The organism is Cupriavidus sp. H18C1 (assembly GCF_049311595.1).
In the GTDB taxonomy this organism is placed as follows: Bacteria; Pseudomonadota; Gammaproteobacteria; order Burkholderiales; family Burkholderiaceae; genus Cupriavidus; species Cupriavidus cauae.
Genome location: NZ_CP186008.1, coordinates 2,594,032 through 2,614,653, shown reverse-complemented (window position 1 = coordinate 2,614,653; position 20,622 = coordinate 2,594,032). Strand labels below are relative to the sequence as shown.

The following is a 20,622-nucleotide window of genomic DNA, read 5'->3' as shown; positions in this document are numbered from 1 at the left end:
TTCGATGTTTGCCGAACCATGTCGGTCATAGCCGCGAATCTCCAAACCGTGCGGCGGCGCCTTGCCGCCGCCGAACTCGAGGCGGGCCGAGCGGCCGGCGACGTCTTGCTGCTGGCGGTGTCCAAGACCTTCCCGCCCGGCGCGGTGCGCGAGGCCTTCGAGGCCGGCCAGCGGGCCTTCGGCGAGAACTACGTGCAGGAAGGCCTGGACAAGATCGCCGCGCTCGCATCGCTGCGCGAGCAGCTGTCGTGGCACTTCATCGGCCCCCTGCAAAGCAACAAGACCCGCGCGGTGGCCGAGCACTTCGACTGGGTCCATTCGGTCGACCGGCTGCGCATCGCCGAGCGGCTGTCGGCGCAGCGCCCGGCCTCGATGGGACCGCTGCAGGTCTGCATCCAGGTCAATATCAGCGGCGAGGCCAGCAAGAGCGGCGTCGTACCGGCCGACGTGCTGCCCCTCGCGCGCGCCATCGCCCCGCTGCCCAATCTGCATCTGCGCGGGCTGATGGCCATTCCCGAGCCGGCGGACGATATCGCGGCGCAGCGCCGCCCCTTCGCCGCGCTGCGCGCGTTGCTGGCCACGCTGCGCGAGGACGGCCTGGCGGTCGACACGCTGTCGATGGGCATGTCCGGCGACCTCGAAGCGGCGGTGGCCGAAGGCGCAACCATCGTGCGGGTCGGCACCGCGATCTTCGGCGCCCGCGCGCGGCCGGCCGGAAGCGGCATGAACCCGGCCGGCGCGCCCTGACGCGGCCCTGACTCTGCCCGGACTGGCCCGGACCGTCCCGGGACCGGCTGCCCACGTTCCGATTCTCCGATTCCCCGATTCCCCGACTCACAGCGAGACCACCCATGCTCACCACTCTGACCTTCGGCTTCGTCGGCGGCGGCAACCTCGCCACCGCCCTGATCGGCGGCCTGATCGCCCGCGGCGTGCCGCCTTCGTCGATCCGCGTCGCCGACCCCTACGCGCCCGCGCGCGAACGGCTGGCGCGCGAGCAGCGCGTGCATACCGTCGAGACGCCCGACGTCGAACTGGCCGGCAGCGACGTGATCGTGATGGCGACCAAGCCGCAGCAGTTCCGGGAGGCGGCCGAGCAGCTGCTGCCGCATCTGCGCACCGCCGGCAGCCGCGGCCTGGTGATCAGCGTGGCCGCCGGCATTCGCCTGCAGGACATCCAGCGCTGGCTCGGCGGCCATGCGCGCGTGGTGCGCTCGATGCCGAATACGCCGGCGCTGGCCGGCAAGGGCATGACGGGGCTGAGCGCGCCGGCCGCCCTGTCGGCCGAGGACCGCGCCGTCGCCACCGCGCTGGCCGAGGCGGTCGGCCAATGCGTGTGGCTGGACAACGATGCGCAGATGGACGCGGTCACCGCGGTCTCGGGCAGCGGCCCGGCCTATGTGTTCTACGTGATCGAGGCGATGGAGCGCGCCGCCACCGAGCTGGGCCTGAGCGCGGCACAGGGCCGCCAGCTGGCGATCGAGACCTTCCGCGGCGCGGCCGCGCTGGCGGCGCAATCGAGCGAGCCGGTCGCGACGCTGCGCGAGCGGGTGACGTCCAAGGGCGGCACCACCTACGCCGCGCTGACGGTACTGGAGCAGTCGGGCGTGGGCGAGGCCTTCGTCAAGGCCGTGCACGCCGCGGCGGCGCGCGGCGCGGAAATGGGCGAGGAATTCGGCCGGGAGGGTTGAGGCGGGATTGCAGGACGGTCGTCCCCGCGCAGGCGGGGAGACCGTGACTTTCCGGCACCGCTCGTTCCCGAGGTCGCTGGTCCCCCTATGCGACAACGACAGGACTACCGCAGCGCGTACGCCAGCGCGGTGCCGGCAAACACCCAGGCGCCGAGCCAGTTGTTGTGGCGGAACGCCGCAAAGCACTGCATGCGGTCGCGCCCGCGGATCAGCGTGTAGTGGTACACGGCGGTCGCCGCGGCCGCCGCCAGGCCGAGCCAGTACGGCCAACCCAGTCCGAGCATGCCACCGGCCAGCGCCATCAGCGCCAGGAAGCCGGCGTAGCAGATCATGATCGCCGCGACATCGAAGCGGCCGAACGTGATGGCCGAAGTCTTCATGCCGATCAGCAGATCGTCGTCGCGATCGACCATCGCATACGCGGTGTCGTAGGCGACCGACCAGAACACATTGGCCAGCAGCATCAGCCAGGCCACTGGCGGCACCTGCTCCTGCACCGCGGCGAAGGCCATCGGGATGCCGAAGCCGAAGGCGATGCCCAGGTACGCCTGCGGAATCGCGAAGAAGCGCTTGAAGAAGGGATAGGTCGCCGCGACGATCACCGCCACCACCGACAGCCACTTGGTCAGCGCATTGAGCGGCAGGATCAGCAGGAAGGCCAGCACGGCCAGCGTGCCGGCCACCGCCAGCGCCTCCCAGGGCTGGATGCGCCCGGCCGTCAACGGCCGCTCGCGGGTGCGCTTCACGTGCTTGTCGAAGTCGCGGTCGGCCCAGTCGTTCATCGCGCAGCCGGCCGAACGCATCAGGAACGTACCGACCACGAAGATCCAGAAGATCGGCCAGGGCGGCGGCCCGCCGGCGGCCATCCACAGCGCCCACAAGGTCGGCCACAGCAGCAGCAGCGTGCCGATCGGCTTGTCGATGCGCACCAGGCGCGCGTACAGGGCGAGACGTTCGAACATCGGGGTCGGGTGGTGGGACGGGGACAGCGGCACGGGATTGGCGGAGGGATCGGGAGCGGCGAGGGATCGGAAGGACCGGCGAGGGACCGGGTTGGAGCGGACGAGGATCGGATCAGGATCGGCATCGTGGCCCGGCGGTCGCGGGCAGATCGATCGCCCCTGGCGAGGCCCCTGCCGCCACCTGGAACGATACGCCGCCGGAGTGGCGGCGGGGTATCGTCAGGACACGAGCCCGCTCAGGCCAGCATCGAGCGCAGCATCCACGCGGTCTTCTCGTGCGTCTGCATGCGCTGGGTCAGCAGGTCGGCGGACGGCTCGTCGGCGGCGGCCTCGACCAGCGGGAAGATCGAGCGCGCGGTGCGCACCACGGCCTCCTGGCCCTCGACCAGCTTGCGGATCATCTCGGTGGCCTCGGGCACGCCCTCTTCCTCCTGGATCGACGACAGCCGCGCGTATTCCTTGTAGGTGCCCGGTGCCGGATAGCCCAGCGCCCGGATGCGTTCCGCGATCGAGTCGACCGCCAGCGCCAGTTCGGTGTACTGCGTCTCGAACATCAGATGCAGCGTGTTGAACATCGGGCCGGTGACGTTCCAGTGGAAGTTGTGCGTCTTCAGATAAAGCGTGTAGGTGTCCGCCAGCAGCTTGGACAGGCCCTCGGCGATCTTCTTGCGGTCCTTGTCCGAAATCCCGATGTTCACGCTCATCTCGTTCTTCTTCGCCATGATCGATACGCTCCGTTCTGATGTGGCCACGACTAACTGCGGAAAAAATGCGACAGGGGCCGCCAGCTCTGCGCCAGCGGCCCCGGCATCGCATTATGGCATCCGAACGGCGGCGCGGACAAACCCGCGCGGGCCGTTCGGGCGCGCTGCGCCGGCGCGTTCAGCGTACGTCAGCGGACGTTCAGCGCCCGCTCCACCCCTTCCGCATAGGCCGGGTCGATCCTGCGGAAGTGCGCGAGCTGGACCTGCACGATGTCGGCCGGCACGCCCTGCATCGCCGCCGCGATATTGCCGAACAGGCGCTGGCGCTGGCCCTCGTCGAACAGCTGGAACAGCGCGCGCGGCTGGCTGTAGTAATCGTCGTCGTCCGCCCGATGGTCGAAGCGGTCCGCCACCGCGCCGACCGCCAGCGGCGGCTCGACCGCGCGCTCGCCGGCCGCGAAGGCGCCCTGCCGGTTCGGCTCGTAGTTCAGCTTGCTGCCCTGGTTGCCGTCCACGCGCATCGCGCCGTCGCGGTGGAAGCTGTTGTGGAACGGGCATTTCGGCGCGTTGACCGGAATCTGGTGGTGATTGACGCCGAGCCGGTAGCGCTGCGTGTCCCCGTACGAGAACAGCCTGCCCTGCAGCATCCGGTCCGGCGAGAAGCCGATGCCGGGCACGATGTTGGACGGGTTCATCGCCACCTGCTCGACCTCGGCGAAATAGTTGTCCGGATTGCGGTTCAGCTCCAGCACGCCGACGTCGATCAGAGGGTAGTCGGCATGCGGCCAGACCTTGGTCAGATCGAACGGATTGATCCGATACGTCGCCGCGTCGGCCTCCGGCATGATCTGCACCTGCAGCTTCCAGCGCGGGAAATTGCCCTGCTCGATGTTCTCGTACAGGTCGCGCTGCGCGCTCTCGCGGTCGCCGGCAACGACCTTCGCCGCTTCCTCGTTGGTCCAGTTGGCGATGCCCTGCTGCGACTTGAAGTGGAACTTGACCCAGAAGCGCTCGCCCGCGGCATTGATGAACGAGTACGTGTGCGAGCCGAAGCCGTGCATCTGCCGGTAGTTCTGCGGCAGGCCGCGGTCGCTCATCAGGATCGTGACCTGGTGCAGCGATTCCGGATGGCGCGACCAGAAGTCCCAGACCGCGATCGGATCGCGCAGGTTGGTGCGCGGATTGCGCTTCTGCGTGTGGATGAAGTCGGGGAACTTGAGCGGGTCGCGGACGAAGAACACCGGCGTGTTGTTGCCCACCACGTCCCAGTTGCCCTCGTCGGTATAGAACTTGACCGAGAAGCCGCGCACGTCGCGCTCGGCGTCGGCGGCGCCGCGCTCGCCGGCCACCGTCGAGAAGCGCAGGAACAGCGGGGTCTGCTTGCCGACCTCGGCGAAGATCGAGGCCTTGGTGTACTGCGTGATGTCGTGCGTCACGGTGAAGGTGCCGTGGGCACCCGAGCCCTTGGCATGCACGCGCCGTTCGGGAATGACCTCGCGGTCGAAGTGTGCGAGCTTCTCCAGGAACCAGACGTCCTGCAGCAGCATCGGACCGCGCACGCCGGCGGTCAGCGAATTCTGGTTGTCGGCGACCGGCGCGCCGGCGGCGGTGGTGAGGGTGTCCTTGTCCTTGCTCATCGTGACCTCTGCTGGTGGGGATAGGGTGGTACGGAGAAACCGGGGGAATACCGGAAATACGGAAATACCGGGATGCGCGAAACGGCTGCATGAACGACCGCGAGACTACGCGCCGTTTGCGATGCCGCCGTGACGCCGCCGCGGGCTGTCGCCCATCAATAGACGGTGGCGAAACAGGCCAGGCAGTCGGTCAGTTGATGGCGCAGGTCGCGCCAGACGGCGCCCGGGGCGGGCAACGGCAAGGGACGGTTGCGGTTCATGCTGACTCCTTCTGCGAGCGGTATCGTGCGTCGATGGAAGGAGTTTAACAATCACCTATTGGTATGAGAATTTAATTATTTAAAACTATGATATAGCGTAAAGCTAACAGGCGGGGGGAAGCGGTGGAAGAAGGCGGAACGAGGCGGCAGACGGCGAGGAAAAGGCGGCGGGGGGAAGCGAGCCGAAAGGAGCGAAAGAGGCGGCTGCATCCGGCGGGTCCAAGGCGCAGCGCGGCGCCGGCCGCGCTCGGAGATACAGTCTGGAGAGGGTCCGGGAAGCCGTCAGGCCGCCTTGGCCAGCGCGTCCGGCGTCAGCTTCCGCACGCCCGGCAGTTCGCAGGCCGCCACCGCGGCGCACAGCGCTTCCATCGCGGGCAGCCGGGTGAAGCTCTTGCGCCAGGCCAGCACGACGCGGCGGTCGGGCACCGGCTCGGCGAACGGCACGTAGGACAGCAGATCGTTGCCCGCATGCATGTCGGGCACCGAGGTACGCGGCAGCACGGTAATGCCGACACCGCTGGCCACCATATGGCGGATGGTCTCGAGCGACGAGCCCTCGAAGGTCTTCTGGATGCCGTCGGCCGCCTGCGAGAAGCGCGACAGTTCCGGGCAAACGCCCAGCACGTGGTCGCGGAAGCAGTGGCCGCTGCCCAGCAGCAGCATGGTCTGCTGCTTCAACTCGTCCGGCGCGACATTTTCCGCCTTTTCCAGCTGATGGCCGCGCGGCACCGCGACGACGAAGGGCTCGTCGTACAGCGGCCGCACCGTCAGCCCGGAGTCCGGGAACGGCTCGGCCATGATCGCGCAGTCGATCTCGCCCTGCTTGAGCAGCTCGATCAGCTTGACCGTGTAGTTCTCCTGCAGCATCAGCGGCATCTGCGGCACGGTGTGGATCATCTGCTTGACCAGCGCCGGCAGCAGGTACGGCCCGATCGTGTAGATCACGCCCACGCGCAGCGGCCCGGCCAGCGGGTCCTTGCCCTGCTTGGCGATCTCGCGGATCGCCATGGTCTGCTCCAGCACCCGCTGCGCCTGCGCGACGATCTGCTCGCCGACCGCGGTCACCGAGACCTCGGAGGTGCCGCGCTCGAAGATCTGCACGTTCAGCTCGTCTTCCAGCTTCTTGATCGCCACCGACAGCGTCGGCTGCGACACGAAGCAGGCCTCGGCGGCACGGCCGAAATGGCGCTCTCGCGCGACGGCAACGATGTACTTCAGTTCGGTCAGCGTCATGTCGTATCGGCTTGGGACGGTTGCGGTGGAGCGGGCGATGTCGGGATGGTCCGGAAGACGTGCCCCGGCGGGACGGTCGGATCGCCGGTCGAATCGCCGCAAAGCACGTAACAGAAGTGCCTCGCAAATTATCGCCTTTTCGGAAGCGATAGATTTTACCTTCGAATCGAGGTTCTGTCAGAGCCGCGCGACAAAGCGGCGTGCACTGCTCTTGGGCCACCGGCGCGGCGAAGGCGGACTTCGGAGCTTGCGGCCCGGGATTCTCGGCTCCCACGCCCTCACGCCCTCACGCCCTCACGCCCTCACGCCCTCGTGCCTTCACGCCTTCACGCCTTCACGCCTTCACGCCTTCACGCCTTCACGCCTTCACGCCTTCACGCCTTCACGCCTTCACGCCTTCACGCCTTCACGCCTTCACGCCTTCACGCCTTCACGCCTTCACGCCTTCAAGTAATGCTCCCGCCCGCCCAGCCAGCGCGACAGATGCGCCTGCGCCGCTTCAGGGTAACGGCCCAGCAGCAGTTCCGCCGCCTGCTGCGCCGGCTCGACCAGCCAGGCGTCGGTCTCGAGATCGGCAAAGCGCAGCATCGCCTCGCCCGACTGGCGCGCCCCCCAGGAACTCGCCCGGCCCGCGGATCTGCAGGTCGCGCCGGGCGATCTCGAAGCCGTCGGTGGTCTCGCGCATCGTCGCCAGCCGCTGCTTGGCGGTCGGCGACAGCGGCGCCTGGTACATCAGCACGCAGACCGACTCGGCGCTCCCCCGGCCGACGCGGCCGCGCAACTGATGCAGCTGCGCGAGGCCGAAGCGCTCGGCATGCTCGATCACCATCAGCGAGGCGTTGGGCACGTCCACGCCCACCTCGATCACCGTGGTGGCCACCAGCACCTGCAGCCGGTTGGCCGAAAACGCGTCCATCACCGCGGCCTTCTCGGCGGGCGGCAGGCGCCCATGGACCAGCCCGACCTTCAGGTCCGGCAAGGCGGCGGCCAAGGTCTCGTAGGTTTCCTGCGCGGTCTGCAGCTGCAGCGCCTCGCTCTCCTCGATCAGCGGACAGACCCAGTAGACCTGCCGGCCCTGCGCGGCGGCGTGGTGCACGCGCTCGATCACCTCGTCGCGGCGCGCGTCGTTGACCAACCGCGTGACCACCGGGCTGCGGCCGGGCGGCAGTTCGTCGATCACCGACACGTCGAGGTCGGCGTAATAGGTCATCGCCAGCGTGCGCGGGATCGGCGTGGCCGACATCATCAGCTGGTGCGGCACGGTGGCGAGCTCGTCGGCTTGTTGCGCGGACCCCGCACCCTCCTGCTCCGCCCCGTCGGCCTTGCCGCGCAGCGCCAGCCGCTGGGCCACGCCGAAGCGGTGCTGCTCGTCGACGACCGACAGGCCCAGCCTGGCGAACCGCACCGTGTCCTGGATCAGCGCGTGGGTGCCGATCGCCAGCTGCGCCTGGCCGGATTCGACCCGTGCCACGGCGTCGCGCTTTTCGGTGCGCTTCAGGCTCCCGGCCAGCCATACCACCTCGACGCCCAGCGGCGCGAGCCAGCCCGACAGCTTGCGGTAATGCTGCTCGGCCAGGATCTCGGTCGGCGCCATCAGCGCGGCCTGGTAGCCGGCGTCGATCGCCTGGCAGGCGGCCAGCGCGGCGACGATGGTCTTGCCGCTGCCGACGTCGCCCTGCAGCAGCCGGTGCATCGGGTGCGGCGCGCCCATGTCGGCGGCGATCTCCTTGACCACGCGCTGCTGCGCGCCGGTCAGCGCGAACGGCAGCGCGGCGAGGAAGTGGTCCAGCAGGCCGCCGGCGCGGCGCGGCATCGGCGGCGCGTTGCGGGCGCGGCGGGCCGCCTGCGCGCGCTTGAGCGACAGCTGCTGGGCCAGCAGCTCGTCGAACTTGATGCGCACCCACGCCGGGTGCGAGCGATCGATCAGCGCGGCCTCGTCGACCTGCGGCGGCGGCGCGTGCAGCAGCCGCAGCGATTCGGCCAGCGGCTGCAGCTTCAACGGCGCCAGCGGGCCGTCGAGCAGCGGCCGCGGCAGCGTCTCCGGCAGCGGCGTGCGCTGCAGCGCCCCGCCGATGGCCTTGCGCAGATAGCCCTGCGAGATGCCGGCGGTGGCGGGATAAACGGGCGTCAAGCGGTCCGGCAGCGGCTCGTCGGGGCCCACCGGGCGCACCACTGGGTGGATCATCTCGGCGCCGAAGAAGCCGCCGCGGACCTCGCCGCGCACGCGCAGCCGCACGCCCTCGGCCATCTGCCTGGCGTGGCTGCCGTAGAAATTGAGAAAGCGCAGCGTCAGCTCGCCGCTGTCGTCGGCGATGCGCACCACCAGCTGCCGGCGCGGCCGCAGCGTGACCTCGCTGGACACCACCTCGCCCTCGACCTGCACGGCGAAGCCCAGGCCCGCGCGATGCACGGCCTCCCTGATCGGCAGCAGCGTGGTCTCGTCCTCGTAGCGCATCGGCAGATGCAGCACCAGGTCGACGTCGCGCTTCAGGCCCAGCTTGGCGAGCTTGGCCATGGCCGACGACGGTGCGGCGGCCTTGCCGGATTTGGCGGGCGCGTCGGCCTTGGCGGGCGCGCCGGACTTGGCCGACTTCGCGGCCTTGGCGGCCGGCTTGGCCGATGGCGGCTGGGCGTCTGGCTCGGGCGTGCGTTCGCTGGCGGTGACGGGCATCGAGGCGTGGTCGGCAGGGCGCGGCGGCGCCGCGGGCGTGTCGGATTGGATCGTGGGAAACGGCGGGGCCGTCGGCGCTCCGCGGGTCGCCCCGGCGGAATACCCGCTATCAGGGCCAAGGCGGCAAGCCTGGCGGCCGAAGCCTTACAATAGCGGGTCCGCCGATTGTACCCATGCCTGCGCCGCGCGCTCCAGGCGCCACCGGCGGTTTCCCGACCCGCTGCCCCATTTGCCCATGCAGCCGGCCTCGTTGCGAGGCGCCGGCCCCTGTCCCTTTATGCTGACGCTGTCCGATTTCGACTTTCCGCTGCCCCCCGAACTGATCGCCCAGACCGCGCTGCCCGACCGCAGCGCGAGCCGGCTGCTGGTCGTGCGGACCGGCGCGGACGGCGCCACCAAGCTGGACGATCGCGCCTTCGCCGACCTGACCGACTATCTGCGCCCGAACGACCTGCTGGTGTTCAACGACACCCGCGTGATCAAGGCCCGCTTCTTCGGCCAGAAGGCCAGCGGCGGCAAGGTCGAGGTGCTGGTCGAGCGCGTGCTCGACGCCGACACGGTGCTGGCCCAGGTGCGCGCCTCGAAGACGCCGGCCGAGGGCAGCACGCTGCGACTGGCCGATGCCTTCGATGTCACGGTCGGTCCGCGCGTGGACCAGTTCTTCACGCTGCGCTTTCCCGAGCCGGCGCTGGACCTGATCGAGCGCTTCGGCCGCCTGCCGCTGCCGCCCTATATCACGCACGATCCGGACGCCTACGACGAGAGCCGCTACCAGACCGTCTATGCGCGCCATCCGGGCGCGGTGGCGGCGCCGACGGCCGGGCTGCATTTCGACGACGCGCTGTTCGCCCGGCTCGACGCCCACGGCGTGCGGCGCGCCTTCCTGACGCTGCACGTCGGCGCCGGCACCTTCCAGCCGGTGCGCACCGAGAACCTGGCCGAGCACAAGATGCATTCGGAGTGGTACGCGATCTCCGAGGAGCTGGCGCAGGCGGTGCGCGACACCCGCGCCGCCGGCGGCCGCGTGATCGCGGTCGGTACCACCTCGCTGCGCGCGCTGGAATCGGCGGCAACGCCCGAGGGGGAGCTGCGGGCCGGCAGCGGCGACACCGACATCTTCATCACGCCGGGCTATCGCTTCCGGCTGGTCGACTCCCTGATCACCAACTTCCATCTGCCCAAGTCGACGCTGCTGATGCTGGTGTCGGCGCTGGCCGGCATCGAGCCGATCCGCATCGCCTATCGCCATGCGGTGGAGCAACGCTATCGCTTCTTCAGCTACGGCGACGCCATGCTGCTGCAGCGCCAGCCCTGAACCGCCGCCCGCGCCCTGCCCCGGCACGCCCGACTCACCGAATCTCCGCCACCCCCTACGCCATGCTCGAATTCGAACTGCTCACCACCGACGGCAACGCCCGCCGCGGCCGCGTCACCCTGAACCACGGCGTGGTCGAGACGCCGATCTTCATGCCGGTCGGCACCTATGGCTCGGTCAAGGCGATGTCGCCGCTGGAACTCAACGAGATCGGCGCGCAGATCATCCTGGGCAATACCTTCCATCTGTGGCTGCGGCCGGGGCTGGAGGTCATCGACACCCACCAGGGCCTGCACCGCTTCATCGGCTGGGACAAGCCGATCCTGACCGACTCGGGCGGCTTCCAGGTGTTCTCGCTGGGCGAGCTGCGCAAGATCACCGAGGAAGGCGTGACCTTCGCCTCGCCGGTCAACGGCGACAAGCTGTTCCTGTCGCCCGAGATCTCGATGCAGATCCAGCGCACGCTGAACTCGGACATCGTGATGCAGTTCGACGAATGCACGCCGTACGAGATCGAGGGCCGGCCGGCCACGCACGAGGAGGCCGCGCGCTCGATGCGCATGAGCCTGCGCTGGGCAAAACGTTCGCGCGACGAGTTCGAGCGGCTGGCCAACCCGAACGCGCTGTTCGGCATCGTCCAGGGCGGCATGTTCGAGGACCTGCGCGACGAGTCGCTGGCCGGGCTGTCGGAGCTGGGCTTCCATGGCCTGGCGATCGGCGGGCTGTCGGTCGGCGAGCCCAAGGAAGACATGATGCGGGTGCTCGAGCACGTCGGCCCGCGGCTGCCGGCGGACAAGCCGCACTATCTGATGGGCGTCGGCACGCCGGAGGACCTGGTGGCGGGCGTGGCTTCCGGGGTCGACATGTTCGACTGCGTGATGCCGACCCGCAATGCCCGCAACGGCTGGCTGTTTTACCCGCTTCGGCGACGTCAAGATCAAGAACGCGGCGCACCGCAACGACCCGCGCCCGCTGGACGAAAGCTGCGCCTGCTACACCTGCCGCAATTTCTCGCGGGCCTATCTGCACCATCTGCACCGGGTCGGAGAAATTCTGGGCGCGCGGCTCAATACGATCCACAATCTGTATTACTACCTGCAGCTGATGCGCGAAATTCGCGAGGCGATCGAGCAGCACCGCTTCGACGCCTTCCGCCGCCAGTTCGCCGCCGACCGGGCGCGCGGCACGCAGTAAGACGGCCCCTGCCGCCCTGCCGCCGGCGGCCCGCGACGGGCGGGCCCGGCAAGGCGACGCAAGCCGCTGAACGGGCCGAACCGGGTGATAGAATGCCCGATTCCTTGAATCAATTTTGTGACGGAGAAGCAACGTGCTGATTTCGAACGCATTTGCCCAGACCGCCGGCGGGGCCGGCGGCGCGGCGGGTGGCCTGATGAGTTTCCTGCCGATCATCCTGATGTTCGCGGTGCTGTGGTTCATCATGATCCGCCCGCAGATGAAGCGGCAGAAGGAAGCCAAGGCGATGCTGGAAGCGCTGGCCAAGAACGACGAAGTCGTCACCGCCGGCGGCATCCTGGGCCGGGTCACCAAGGTCAACGAGCAGTACGTGACGCTGGAAATCGCCGAAGGCACCGAGATCACGGTGCAGAAGAACGCCGTCACCGCGGTGCTGCCGAAGGGTTCGCTGAAGGCGCTCTGAGCCCCTCGCTCTCTCAGGCCTTGCGGGTCCACCGCAAGGTTCCGGCACGCCGCCAATAGCGTGCCCGCACAGCCGCCTGGCCCCGCCCCGGGAAGTCTCCGGTCGGGCCAGGCGGCTGTTTGCCAACCGGTTGCCTGCGCGATACGCCCGCGGATTCCCGTCCGCGCGCTGCGCCGGCCGTAGAAAGACCGTAGAAAGACTGGCCGAAGATGAATCGCTATCCGCTTTGGAAATACCTCGTGATCCTGGTGGCGCTTGCCATCGGCATCATCTATACGCTGCCCAACTTCTTCGGCGAGGCGCCTGCGGTGCAGGTCTCGTCGGGCAAGGCCACCGTCAAGGTCGATCTGGCGATGCAGAAGCAGATCGAGCAGGTGCTGGCGCAGAACGGCTTGCAGCCCGACGGCGTGTTCTATGACGTGTCGGGGCAGTCCGGCTCGGTCAAGGCGCGCTTCCGCACCACCGACGAGCAGCTGCGCGCCAAGGACGTGCTGTCGCGCGCGCTCAATCCCGATCCCAACGACCCGACCTATGTGGTCGCGCTGAACCTGCTGTCCGGCTCGCCGAAGTGGCTGACCTCGCTGCATGCGCTGCCGATGTACCTGGGCCTGGACCTGCGCGGCGGCGTGCACTTCCTGCTGCAGGTCGACATGAAGGGCGCGGTCGACAAGAAGCTCGACAGCCTGGCCGGCGACGCGCGGACCGTGCTGCGCGACAAGGGCATCCGCCACGGCGGCGTGGACCGCAACGGCGACCGCGTGACGGTGCGCTTCAACAATCCCGAGGACGGCACGCGCGCCCGCGGCGTGCTGGCCGACAGCCTGCCGGACCTGACCTTCGCGATGGACGGCAATAACGTGGTCGGCACCTTCACCGAGGTGGCGCGCCGCGCGGTGCAGGACGCCGCCGTGAAGCAGAACATCACCACGCTGCACAACCGCGTCAACGAACTGGGCGTAGCCGAGCCGGTGATCCAGCAGCAAGGCGCCGAGCGCATCGTGGTGCAGCTGCCGGGCGTGCAGGACACCGCCAAGGCCAAGGACATCATCGGCCGTACCGCCACGCTGGAGGCCCGCCTGGTCGATCCGGACGCGCCGCGCGCCCCGCGCCAGGGCGATCCGATCCCGTTCGGCAGCGAGCTGTTCCTGCACGGCAACGGCGCCCCGGTGGTGCTGAAGAAGCAGGTGATCTTCACCGGCGACCGCATCGAAAGCGCGTCGGCCGGCTTCGACCAGAACCAGCGCCCCTCGGTCAACATCAAGCTCGACGCCCAGGGCGGCCGCGTGCTGCGCGACGTCTCGCGCGAGAACATCGGCAAGCCGATGGGCATCGTGCTGTTCGAGAAGGGCAAGGGCGAAGTGCTGACGGTGGCGACCATCCAGTCCGAACTGGGCTCGAGCTTCCAGATCACCGGCTCGTACTCGACCGAGGCCGCCAACGACCTGGCGCTGCTGCTGCGCGCCGGCTCGCTGGCCGCGCCGATGGACATCATCGAGGAACGCACGATCGGCCCGTCGCTGGGCGCCGACAACATCGAGAAGGGCTTCGACTCGGTGGCCTACGGCTTTGCCGCGATCGCCGTCTTCATGGTGCTGTACTACCTGCTGTTCGGCGTGTTCTCGGTGATCGCGCTGGGCGTCAACCTGCTGCTGCTGATCGCGGTGCTGTCGATGCTGCAGGCCACGCTGACGCTGCCCGGCATCGCGGCCATCGCGCTGGTGCTCGGCATGGCGATCGACGCCAACGTGCTGATCAACGAGCGCATCCGCGAGGAGCTGCGCGCCGGGGCGTCGCCGCAGATGGCGATCGCGGTCGGCTTCGACCGCGCCTGGGCCACCATCCTGGACTCGAACGTGACCACGCTGATCGCCGGCCTGGCGCTGCTGGCCTTCGGTTCGGGCCCGGTGCGCGGCTTCGCGGTGGTGCACTGCCTGGGCATCCTGACGTCGGTGTTCTCGGCGGTGTTCTTCAACCGCGGCCTGGTCAACCTCTGGTACGGCCGCAAGAAGAAGCTGCAGAGCGTGTCGATCGGCCAGATCTGGAAGCCCGGCCCCGACAACAAGGGCACCGTGGCCAACAAGTGAGGGCCATGAGCGGGAGCGCGGCGGGGCCGTGCCCCGCGGCTCCGGCCTGAAGGCCCGACCCGCACGACACCGTCGAACGACACTCTCGAACGAAACACCCGAACGCAGCACGCTGCAGCAGATACAGGATTCACCATGGAATTCTTCCGCATCCGGCGCGACATTCCGTTCATGAAGCACGCGTTGATCTTCAACGTGATCTCCTTCGTGACGTTCTTCGCCGCCGTCTTTTTCCTCTGGCAGAAGGGCCTGCACCTGTCGATCGAATTCACCGGCGGCACGGTGATGGAGGTCAGCTACCAGCAACCCGCCGATCTGGAACGTATCCGCGGCCAGGTCGGCAAGCTCGGCTACACCGACGTGCAGGTGCAGAACTTCGGCACCTCGCGCGACGTGATGATCCGCCTGCCGCTGCAGAAGGGCGCCGACGGCAAGCCGGTCAGCTCGGCGCAGCAGAGCGAGCAGGTGATGGGCGCGCTCAAGGCGGTCTCGCCGGACGCCAACCTGCAGCGCGTCGAATTCGTCGGCCCGCAGGTCGGCAAGGAGCTGGCCACTGACGGCCTGCTGGCGCTGCTGTGCGTGATCGCCGGCATCGTGATCTACCTGTCGATCCGCTTCGAATGGAAGTTCGCGGTGGCGGGCATCATCGCCAACCTGCACGACATCGTGATCATCCTGGGCTTCTTCGCCTTCTTCCAGTGGGAGTTCTCGCTGTCGGTGCTGGCGGCGGTGCTGGCCGTGCTCGGCTACTCGGTCAACGAGTCGGTGGTGATCTTCGACCGGATCCGCGAGAACTTTCGCAAGTTCCGCAAGATGAACACCCACGAGGTCATCGACAACGCGATCACCAGCACGATCTCGCGAACCATCATCACGCACGGCTCGACCGAGATGATGGTGCTGTCGATGTTCTTCTTCGGCGGCCCGACGCTGCACTACTTCGCGCTGGCGCTGACGGTGGGCATCCTGTTCGGCATCTATTCGTCGGTGTTCGTCGCCGCGGCGCTGGCCATGTGGCTGGGCGTCAAGCGCGAGGACCTGATCAAGGGCGAAAAGAAGGCCGGCGGGGCCGACCGCGACGATCCGAACTACGGCGCGCAGGCATGACGCGCCGCTAGCCAGAAGGCAGGCGTAAAAAAACGGGGTTCAGGCCCCGTTTTTTTATTGCCCCTCTCCCGCACACGGGAGGGGGCGAATCGGCTTGCTTCAGGTTCCGTCAGAACTGCTCGATCCAGATCGCCAGCCGGTCGGCGCCGAACTGCGTCGACGCCGGCGCCAGGCGCGAGACGATGGTATTGCCGTCGCGCAGCATCTGCAGCGCATTGCCGCTGCGGTCAAGCCACAGCAGCGCGGCAAACCACGCCGCGTGGTGCTCCGACACTTCCGTGCCGACCGGCGCGCCGAGGAATTCGGACAGCACCGGCAACGACAGCCACACCAGCGCGTCGCCATCGCGGCGCACCGCCTCGCCCAGCTCCTGCGCGATCACCGCCAGCGCGTCGGCGCCCGCGGCCGCGTCATGCGTGGCGCGCAGCTGCGCCAGGCGGCTCGCCACCGCATGGCCGAAGGCGCCGCTGCGCTGGCTTTCGGCACCGACCAGGTCGGCGTAGTCCATCCGGGCCCAATCGGGCTCGGGACCCTTGGCGCCGGCCAGCGCGGCCGCCGCCAGATAGGTCTCGACCGGCTGGAAGCGCTCCGGGCCGATCAGGCTGGCGCACAGCGCGCGCACCATGCCGATGCGCGCCGCCAGCGTCTGGCGCTGGATCACGCTCAGCTTCTCGCGCACCAGCTGGTCGCGCTCGCGGCGCAGGCCGGCGATCTCCAGCGCCTGCTTGAGCTCCATGCGCAGCGCGGTGATGTCCCACGGCTTCTTGATATAGCGGTGGATCTGCCCTTCGTTGACCGCCTGCACGGTCGACTCGAGCTCCGAATACGCGGTCGTCAGGATGCGAACGATATGCGGATAGTGCTCGCGCGCGTGGCGCAGCAGCTCGTTGCCGTATTCGCCCGGCATGCGCTGGTCGGAAACCAGCACGGCCAGCGTGTCGCCATGGGCTTCGAGCAGCGCCTTGCCCTCCTCCACCGAACCGCCGGTGACCACGGGCGCCAGCCCGCCGATCGCCCTCTGGAAATACTTGACCGCGGTGGCCTCGTCGTCGACGAACAGAATCGCGGGAGGCGATGCCTGGTTGTCGTTCGGTTCGTTCATTGACCGCTCCTATTGCTGTGCATTCGATTCTTCGTCTGAGGGAATTCCAGCGTCACGGTGGTGCCGGCGCCCGGGATCGACTCGATCCGGATGCCGCCGCCGAACGACTGCATGACGCGGTTGCAGAAAATCATGCCGAGGCCATTTCCACCGGCGGCGGCATGCGTGGTGACCGGATCGACCAGCAGGCGTTCCATCACGTCCGGCGGAATGCCTGGGCCGTTGTCGCTGATGCAGATCACGGGGTCGGGCTGCGCCACGACACGGAAGCGCAGCGAAGGCTGGGGGGACATCGGTCAGCGCCCGCAAGCCATTGTTCAGCAGCGACGACAGCACCAGCGACACGCAGTTCGGCAGCGTATGGACGATGAAGTCGCCGTGCAGTTCGACCTCGATCCAGTTGCGCTGCGGACCCGTGAACGGATAGCTGTCGAGCAGCGCCATGATCAGGCTGCCGGCGGTGATGTCGCGATCGTTCTCGCTGGTCAGCGGCCGTTCGCCATTGCCGCGCACCGACTGCAGGAACGACGAGATCACCGCCAGGCAGTACTGCGCATTGCTGTGCATCACCGCGGCCGCCTGCCCGATCTCGGCCTGGCGCTGCGGATCGTATTCGGCGCTGCTGCGGCTTTCAACACCGCGGGCGAAATTCGCGATAGCCGCCAGCGGGGTGTTAAGTTCGTGCGCCAGGAAGGCCAGCGTCTCGTCGATCGCGGTCAGCCGCTGGTGCCGCGACTGCCGTTCGCGATGGCGCTCGCGCGCCAGCGCCAGCACGTCGCGCACCGCCTGCAGGCCGAGCGGCTTCTCGAGGATGCGAAACACCTCGCCGCTGTTGACGGTCTGCAGCAGCATGTCCTTGTCGGCGTACGCGGTCACCAGGATCCGCACGATCTGCGGATACTCGGCGGCGACCTGCCGCAGCAGATCGGCACCGTTGCGCCCCGGCATGCGGAAGTCGGTGACCAGCACCGCGGTGCGGCCGCTGTCGTTGCGCAGCATCTCGATGGCCTGGTCCGCGCCCTGGGCGAGCAGCACTTCGTACTCCCGCGCCGGCCGCGCGGGCGAAATACTTGCAGGCCATCTCCTCGTCGTCGACGTAGAGCACGGTCAGCCGCGGCTGGCGCAAATCGGTCCGCAGCTCGGTCCGCGGCTCTGTCCGCATGTCTGTCCGCTGTTCCGTCATGGCGCGCTCATTCCGCCCGCGGCAGATCGAAGCTGAACGCGGCCCACTGGCCCAGCTCGCTTTCGGCGAACAGCACGCCGCCATGCCGCTCGATCACCGCATAGCTGATCGACAGCCCCAGGCCCAGGCCCTGGCCGACCTCGCGCGTGGTGAAGAAGGGCTCGAATACGCGCGCCAGGTTCTCGCTGGGGATGCCCGGGCCGTTGTCGCGTACGTTGACGTGCAGCCGGCCGTCCTTCCACACCACGGTGGTATGGATCGCCGGTGCGGGCGTGCCGGCCTTGCGCATCGCCAGCGCCGCGTTCGAGAACAGGTTGATCAGCACGCCGATGATGGCGGCCTCGTCGCCGAACACCAGCGTGTCGGGCGGCAGCTCGCGCGTCATCCGCACGCCGCGCAATTCGTGCGCGGTCAGCCGGCTGGCCGAGTCGAGCGCCTTCTCGAACAGGAAGGGCCGGCCCTCGACCTCCGCGCCGGGCTGCCGATAGGCAAAGATCTTCAGGTCCGAGACGATATGCTGGATCCGCTGCATCCCCTGACGGGCGTCGATCAGGCACTCCTGCAGCGAGGCGCTCTCCTTGGCCTGCGGTTCCTCCAGCGCGATCTCGATCGCCATCAGGCAGAAGTTGACCGGGTTGTTGACCTCGTGCAGCAGCCCCGCGGCCAGCGTACCGACCGCGGCCATCTTCTCCTGCTGCAGCAGCTGGCCCTTGATCTGCGCCAGGTTTTCGTTGATGCGCGCGAGTTCTTCGTTCTTGTTGGCCAGCTCTTCCTTGAGCCGGAACAGCTGGAAGCGGCCCTTCTCGTTGAAGTAGGTGTAGACCGCGCTGGCCGCGCCGGCAAACAGCACGAACAGCGAGTTGACGAGGAAGGTGCCGACCGGATGCAGGCCGTCCGGATGCAGCAGGCAGGCCACCAGATAGCAAAGGTACGACAGGCCGCCGAACACCACGTTCTGCCACAGGCCGAACGGCAGCGCGATGCCGGAGGCGAAGATCGCCAGGTTCAGGCCGACGTAGTACGGCGAGGCAACGCCGTCGGTCTCCCAGATCATCCACGCGATCATCAGCTGCGGCAGCAACAGCCAGGACAGCGTCAGCCATGGCGCCAGCCTGCGTCCGTGCTGGCTGTACAGCACCACGACGATGCCGGCGATCAGCATCGAGACGACGACGCGCGCGACCGCGAATGGCAACTGCCACTCCGGGTACTGGCCGTAATCGAGACCCATGCCGAGCAGCACCAGCACGATGGCGGTGTAAGCCCCGCCGCGGCTGAACGCCAGGCGAAAGTCGGCCAGTTCGGCCTGGTATCCGGCGTAGAGTCGGTTGACAGTCATGGCAGATCGGCGGCGCCGCCTCAGGAGATGGTGGCTTCAGCAAACACGTTGACGCCGGTGGCATCGACATAGACCTCGTGGTCGGTCGATTGCTCGGGCAGCAGGCTCAGCATCTTCGGTTCGTCGCGATAGATCAGGTACCACTCGAGCAGATGCTCCATCCCGTATCGCTCGGGATTGTTCGAATGGACGTTGGTGACCAGCACCCGCCCGCCCGGGCGCGTGCGCGCGGCGAAATGGCTCAGCAGACGGGCGCAGACCTTGTCGGACAGATAGTCGAACAGGCCGGCGCAATAGACCGCATCGAATTCGCGCACCGAGGGATCCTCGACCGCGATACGCCGCTTGAGCAGCTCGTGCACCGACTCGTGCACCATCTCGACCTGCACGCTGCGCCCCGCCTCCCTGGCCGCCCGCTGGATGGAGCCGCGGGTGAATTCGAGCGTCTCTTCGCTGAAGTCGACCAGCTGGAACGACAGCCGGTCCGGCTCGCCGTATTCGCGCGCGAAGCGCTGGATTTCGAAGGCCGGGCCGCAGCCGACGTTGAGCACGCGGAACGGGCGCCCCGCCGCGCGGGCTTTCTCCGCCTGCCGGCTGAGGAAGTCGACCAGCAGATCGATGCGGTTGCGGTGCGCGGTGGCGACCGCCGCCTTCAGGAAGGCGGTGTTGACGATCTGGAAGTAGGTGGTCGGTCCCTGCTGCGGATCGCTCAGGATCTGGTTCACCATCTCGTAGTCGCCGGCGTAGCCGAGCGGCTTGGTGAAGGTCCGATAGACGAACGGCGCACGCAGCAGCAGCGGATGCAGCGCCGATTGCGCGTAGGTGCGATGCACCGGCGCCAGCTCGACGTCGACGCGCTCGGCCTCCCCTTCGAGCCGGTCCAGGTACGACTTGACCTTCACCATCAGCGGCGTGGCCAGCTCCTGGAACACGTCTGCGCGCAGGCGGCCGTCGACCTTGGGCAGGCTCTCGGTCAGGTCGACCTGCTCGACCCAGCGCGATACCTCGGACAGGAAGGCGCGCATCTCGTTGACGGCGATCTGGTAATCGCGGCGGATGTTGAAGCGCGTGTCCCAGTCGCTGACGAACAGCTCGGCCTCGCGCCCCACCGAGCGCGGCTCGTTGGGCAGATCGCTGAGCTCGCGCCATTCGTCGATCAGCGTCAGCGAGACCACCGCCGTGAGACCGGTATTGACCAGGCTCATCACCACCGCTTTGCCAAGATAGGCGTTCTTGGCCCCGATCCTCACGCTCAGGTCGCTCAATACCTCGCTGACCTGGACAATCGAGTACGGGTTATAGACTTCCATCACCAGAGATTTTCTCTGGAGATTAATGATCGTGCCCCGCACCTGCTCGCCCTGCGAGTTGCGGAAGCTGACCACCGGATCAATTTGCGTTTGGGAGTACACGGTTTTGCGCCAGGGAAAATCCGAAGGATGCGGCTGGCTCATGCCGACACGAGGGTCGGAACGGTCCGGCGCGACATGGGCGAAGGAACTCGCGAACGGCTCGGCGAAGGCGATGCACGGAAACTAGGGGTTGGGCATACGCTTGCGATCCTGATCGGGAAGTGAGCGGCGAAGGGCAAGCTGCGGAACTGCCGCCGGGCCAACGACAGGCCGATGCGGGCCAGCAGCCTGACCGGAAGCCGGCCGGCAACGGCCTGGAACGCGG

At 68.1% G+C, this 20,622-nt stretch carries 13 protein-coding genes and 3 pseudogenes; 7 read left to right on the top strand and 9 right to left on the bottom strand.

The window, feature by feature from the left end:
* Positions 1–18 precede the first annotated feature (18 nt).
* Together OJJOAM_RS12160 and proC are read left to right on the top strand one after the other, a co-directional pair.
* Positions 19–747, top strand: coding sequence for a YggS family pyridoxal phosphate-dependent enzyme (locus tag OJJOAM_RS12160; RefSeq protein WP_422648093.1), 729 nt, complete (start codon positions 19–21; stop codon positions 745–747).
* A gap of 104 nt (positions 748–851) precedes the next feature.
* Positions 852–1,691: a pyrroline-5-carboxylate reductase gene (proC, locus tag OJJOAM_RS12155; protein ID WP_422648092.1), complete on the top strand. Its 840-nt coding sequence runs from the start codon at positions 852–854 to the stop codon at positions 1,689–1,691.
* A gap of 104 nt (positions 1,692–1,795) precedes the next feature.
* Here proC and ubiA read toward each other — a convergent pair whose 3' ends face one another.
* The 5 genes and pseudogenes from ubiA to recG form a co-directional block, all read right to left on the bottom strand.
* A complete protein-coding gene (gene ubiA, locus OJJOAM_RS12150) occupies positions 1,796–2,653 on the bottom strand; it encodes a 4-hydroxybenzoate octaprenyltransferase (RefSeq protein WP_150083385.1) in 858 nt (285 codons plus the stop codon).
* Between the two features lie 236 nt (positions 2,654–2,889).
* Positions 2,890–3,375, bottom strand: coding sequence for a Dps family protein (locus OJJOAM_RS12145; protein ID WP_149316666.1), 486 nt, complete (start codon positions 3,373–3,375; stop codon positions 2,890–2,892).
* A 170-nt stretch (positions 3,376–3,545) separates the two neighbouring features.
* Complete coding sequence (locus OJJOAM_RS12140; RefSeq protein ID WP_422648091.1) at positions 3,546–4,994, bottom strand: catalase; 1,449 nt, start codon at positions 4,992–4,994, stop codon at positions 3,546–3,548.
* Positions 4,995–5,536: 542 nt separating this feature from the next.
* The gene (locus OJJOAM_RS12135; protein ID WP_149316664.1) at positions 5,537–6,487 is read right to left on the bottom strand and encodes a LysR substrate-binding domain-containing protein; all 951 of its coding nucleotides are present in this window, start codon (positions 6,485–6,487) and stop codon (positions 5,537–5,539) included.
* A gap of 438 nt (positions 6,488–6,925) precedes the next feature.
* Positions 6,926–9,158: pseudogene (gene recG, locus OJJOAM_RS12130) on the bottom strand (ATP-dependent DNA helicase RecG).
* Positions 9,159–9,435: 277 nt separating this feature from the next.
* On the opposite strand from recG, the gene queA reads away from it, so the two are divergent.
* From queA to secF, 5 genes and pseudogenes are all read left to right on the top strand, one after another.
* Positions 9,436–10,473 (top strand): tRNA preQ1(34) S-adenosylmethionine ribosyltransferase-isomerase QueA, encoded by a 1,038-nt coding sequence (gene queA / locus OJJOAM_RS12125; protein WP_422648090.1) that lies wholly within the window; start codon positions 9,436–9,438, stop codon positions 10,471–10,473.
* A gap of 62 nt (positions 10,474–10,535) precedes the next feature.
* Positions 10,536–11,667, top strand: a pseudogene (gene tgt, locus OJJOAM_RS12120) (tRNA guanosine(34) transglycosylase Tgt).
* 133 nt (positions 11,668–11,800) lie between these two features.
* Positions 11,801–12,130, top strand: a complete 330-nt coding sequence (gene yajC, locus OJJOAM_RS12115) for a preprotein translocase subunit YajC (protein ID WP_149316660.1) — start codon at positions 11,801–11,803, stop codon at positions 12,128–12,130.
* 209 nt (positions 12,131–12,339) lie between these two features.
* A complete protein-coding gene (gene secD, locus OJJOAM_RS12110) occupies positions 12,340–14,214 on the top strand; it encodes a protein translocase subunit SecD (RefSeq protein ID WP_422648089.1) in 1,875 nt (624 codons plus the stop codon).
* Positions 14,215–14,349: 135 nt separating this feature from the next.
* Positions 14,350–15,321 carry a protein translocase subunit SecF gene (secF, locus tag OJJOAM_RS12105; protein WP_149316658.1) on the top strand — a complete coding sequence of 324 codons (972 nt, stop codon included), beginning with the start codon at positions 14,350–14,352 and terminating at the stop codon, positions 15,319–15,321.
* Positions 15,322–15,430: 109 nt separating this feature from the next.
* Here secF and OJJOAM_RS12100 read toward each other — a convergent pair whose 3' ends face one another.
* The 4 genes and pseudogenes from OJJOAM_RS12100 to OJJOAM_RS12085 form a co-directional block, all read right to left on the bottom strand.
* Positions 15,431–16,423 carry a response regulator gene (locus tag OJJOAM_RS12100; RefSeq protein ID WP_422648088.1) on the bottom strand — a complete coding sequence of 331 codons (993 nt, stop codon included), beginning with the start codon at positions 16,421–16,423 and terminating at the stop codon, positions 15,431–15,433.
* Positions 16,420–17,585 (bottom strand): annotated as a pseudogene (locus tag OJJOAM_RS12095) (ATP-binding protein). Before OJJOAM_RS12095 ends, OJJOAM_RS12100 begins: the two are co-directional and overlap by 4 nt.
* 28 nt (positions 17,586–17,613) lie before the next feature.
* On the bottom strand, positions 17,614–18,945 hold the full coding sequence (locus OJJOAM_RS12090) for a sensor histidine kinase (RefSeq protein ID WP_422648087.1): 1,332 nt from the start codon (positions 18,943–18,945) through the stop codon (positions 17,614–17,616).
* Positions 18,946–18,965: 20 nt separating this feature from the next.
* Complete coding sequence (locus tag OJJOAM_RS12085) at positions 18,966–20,357, bottom strand: SAM-dependent methyltransferase (RefSeq protein WP_422649580.1); 1,392 nt, start codon at positions 20,355–20,357, stop codon at positions 18,966–18,968.
* Positions 20,358–20,622 lie beyond the last annotated feature (265 nt).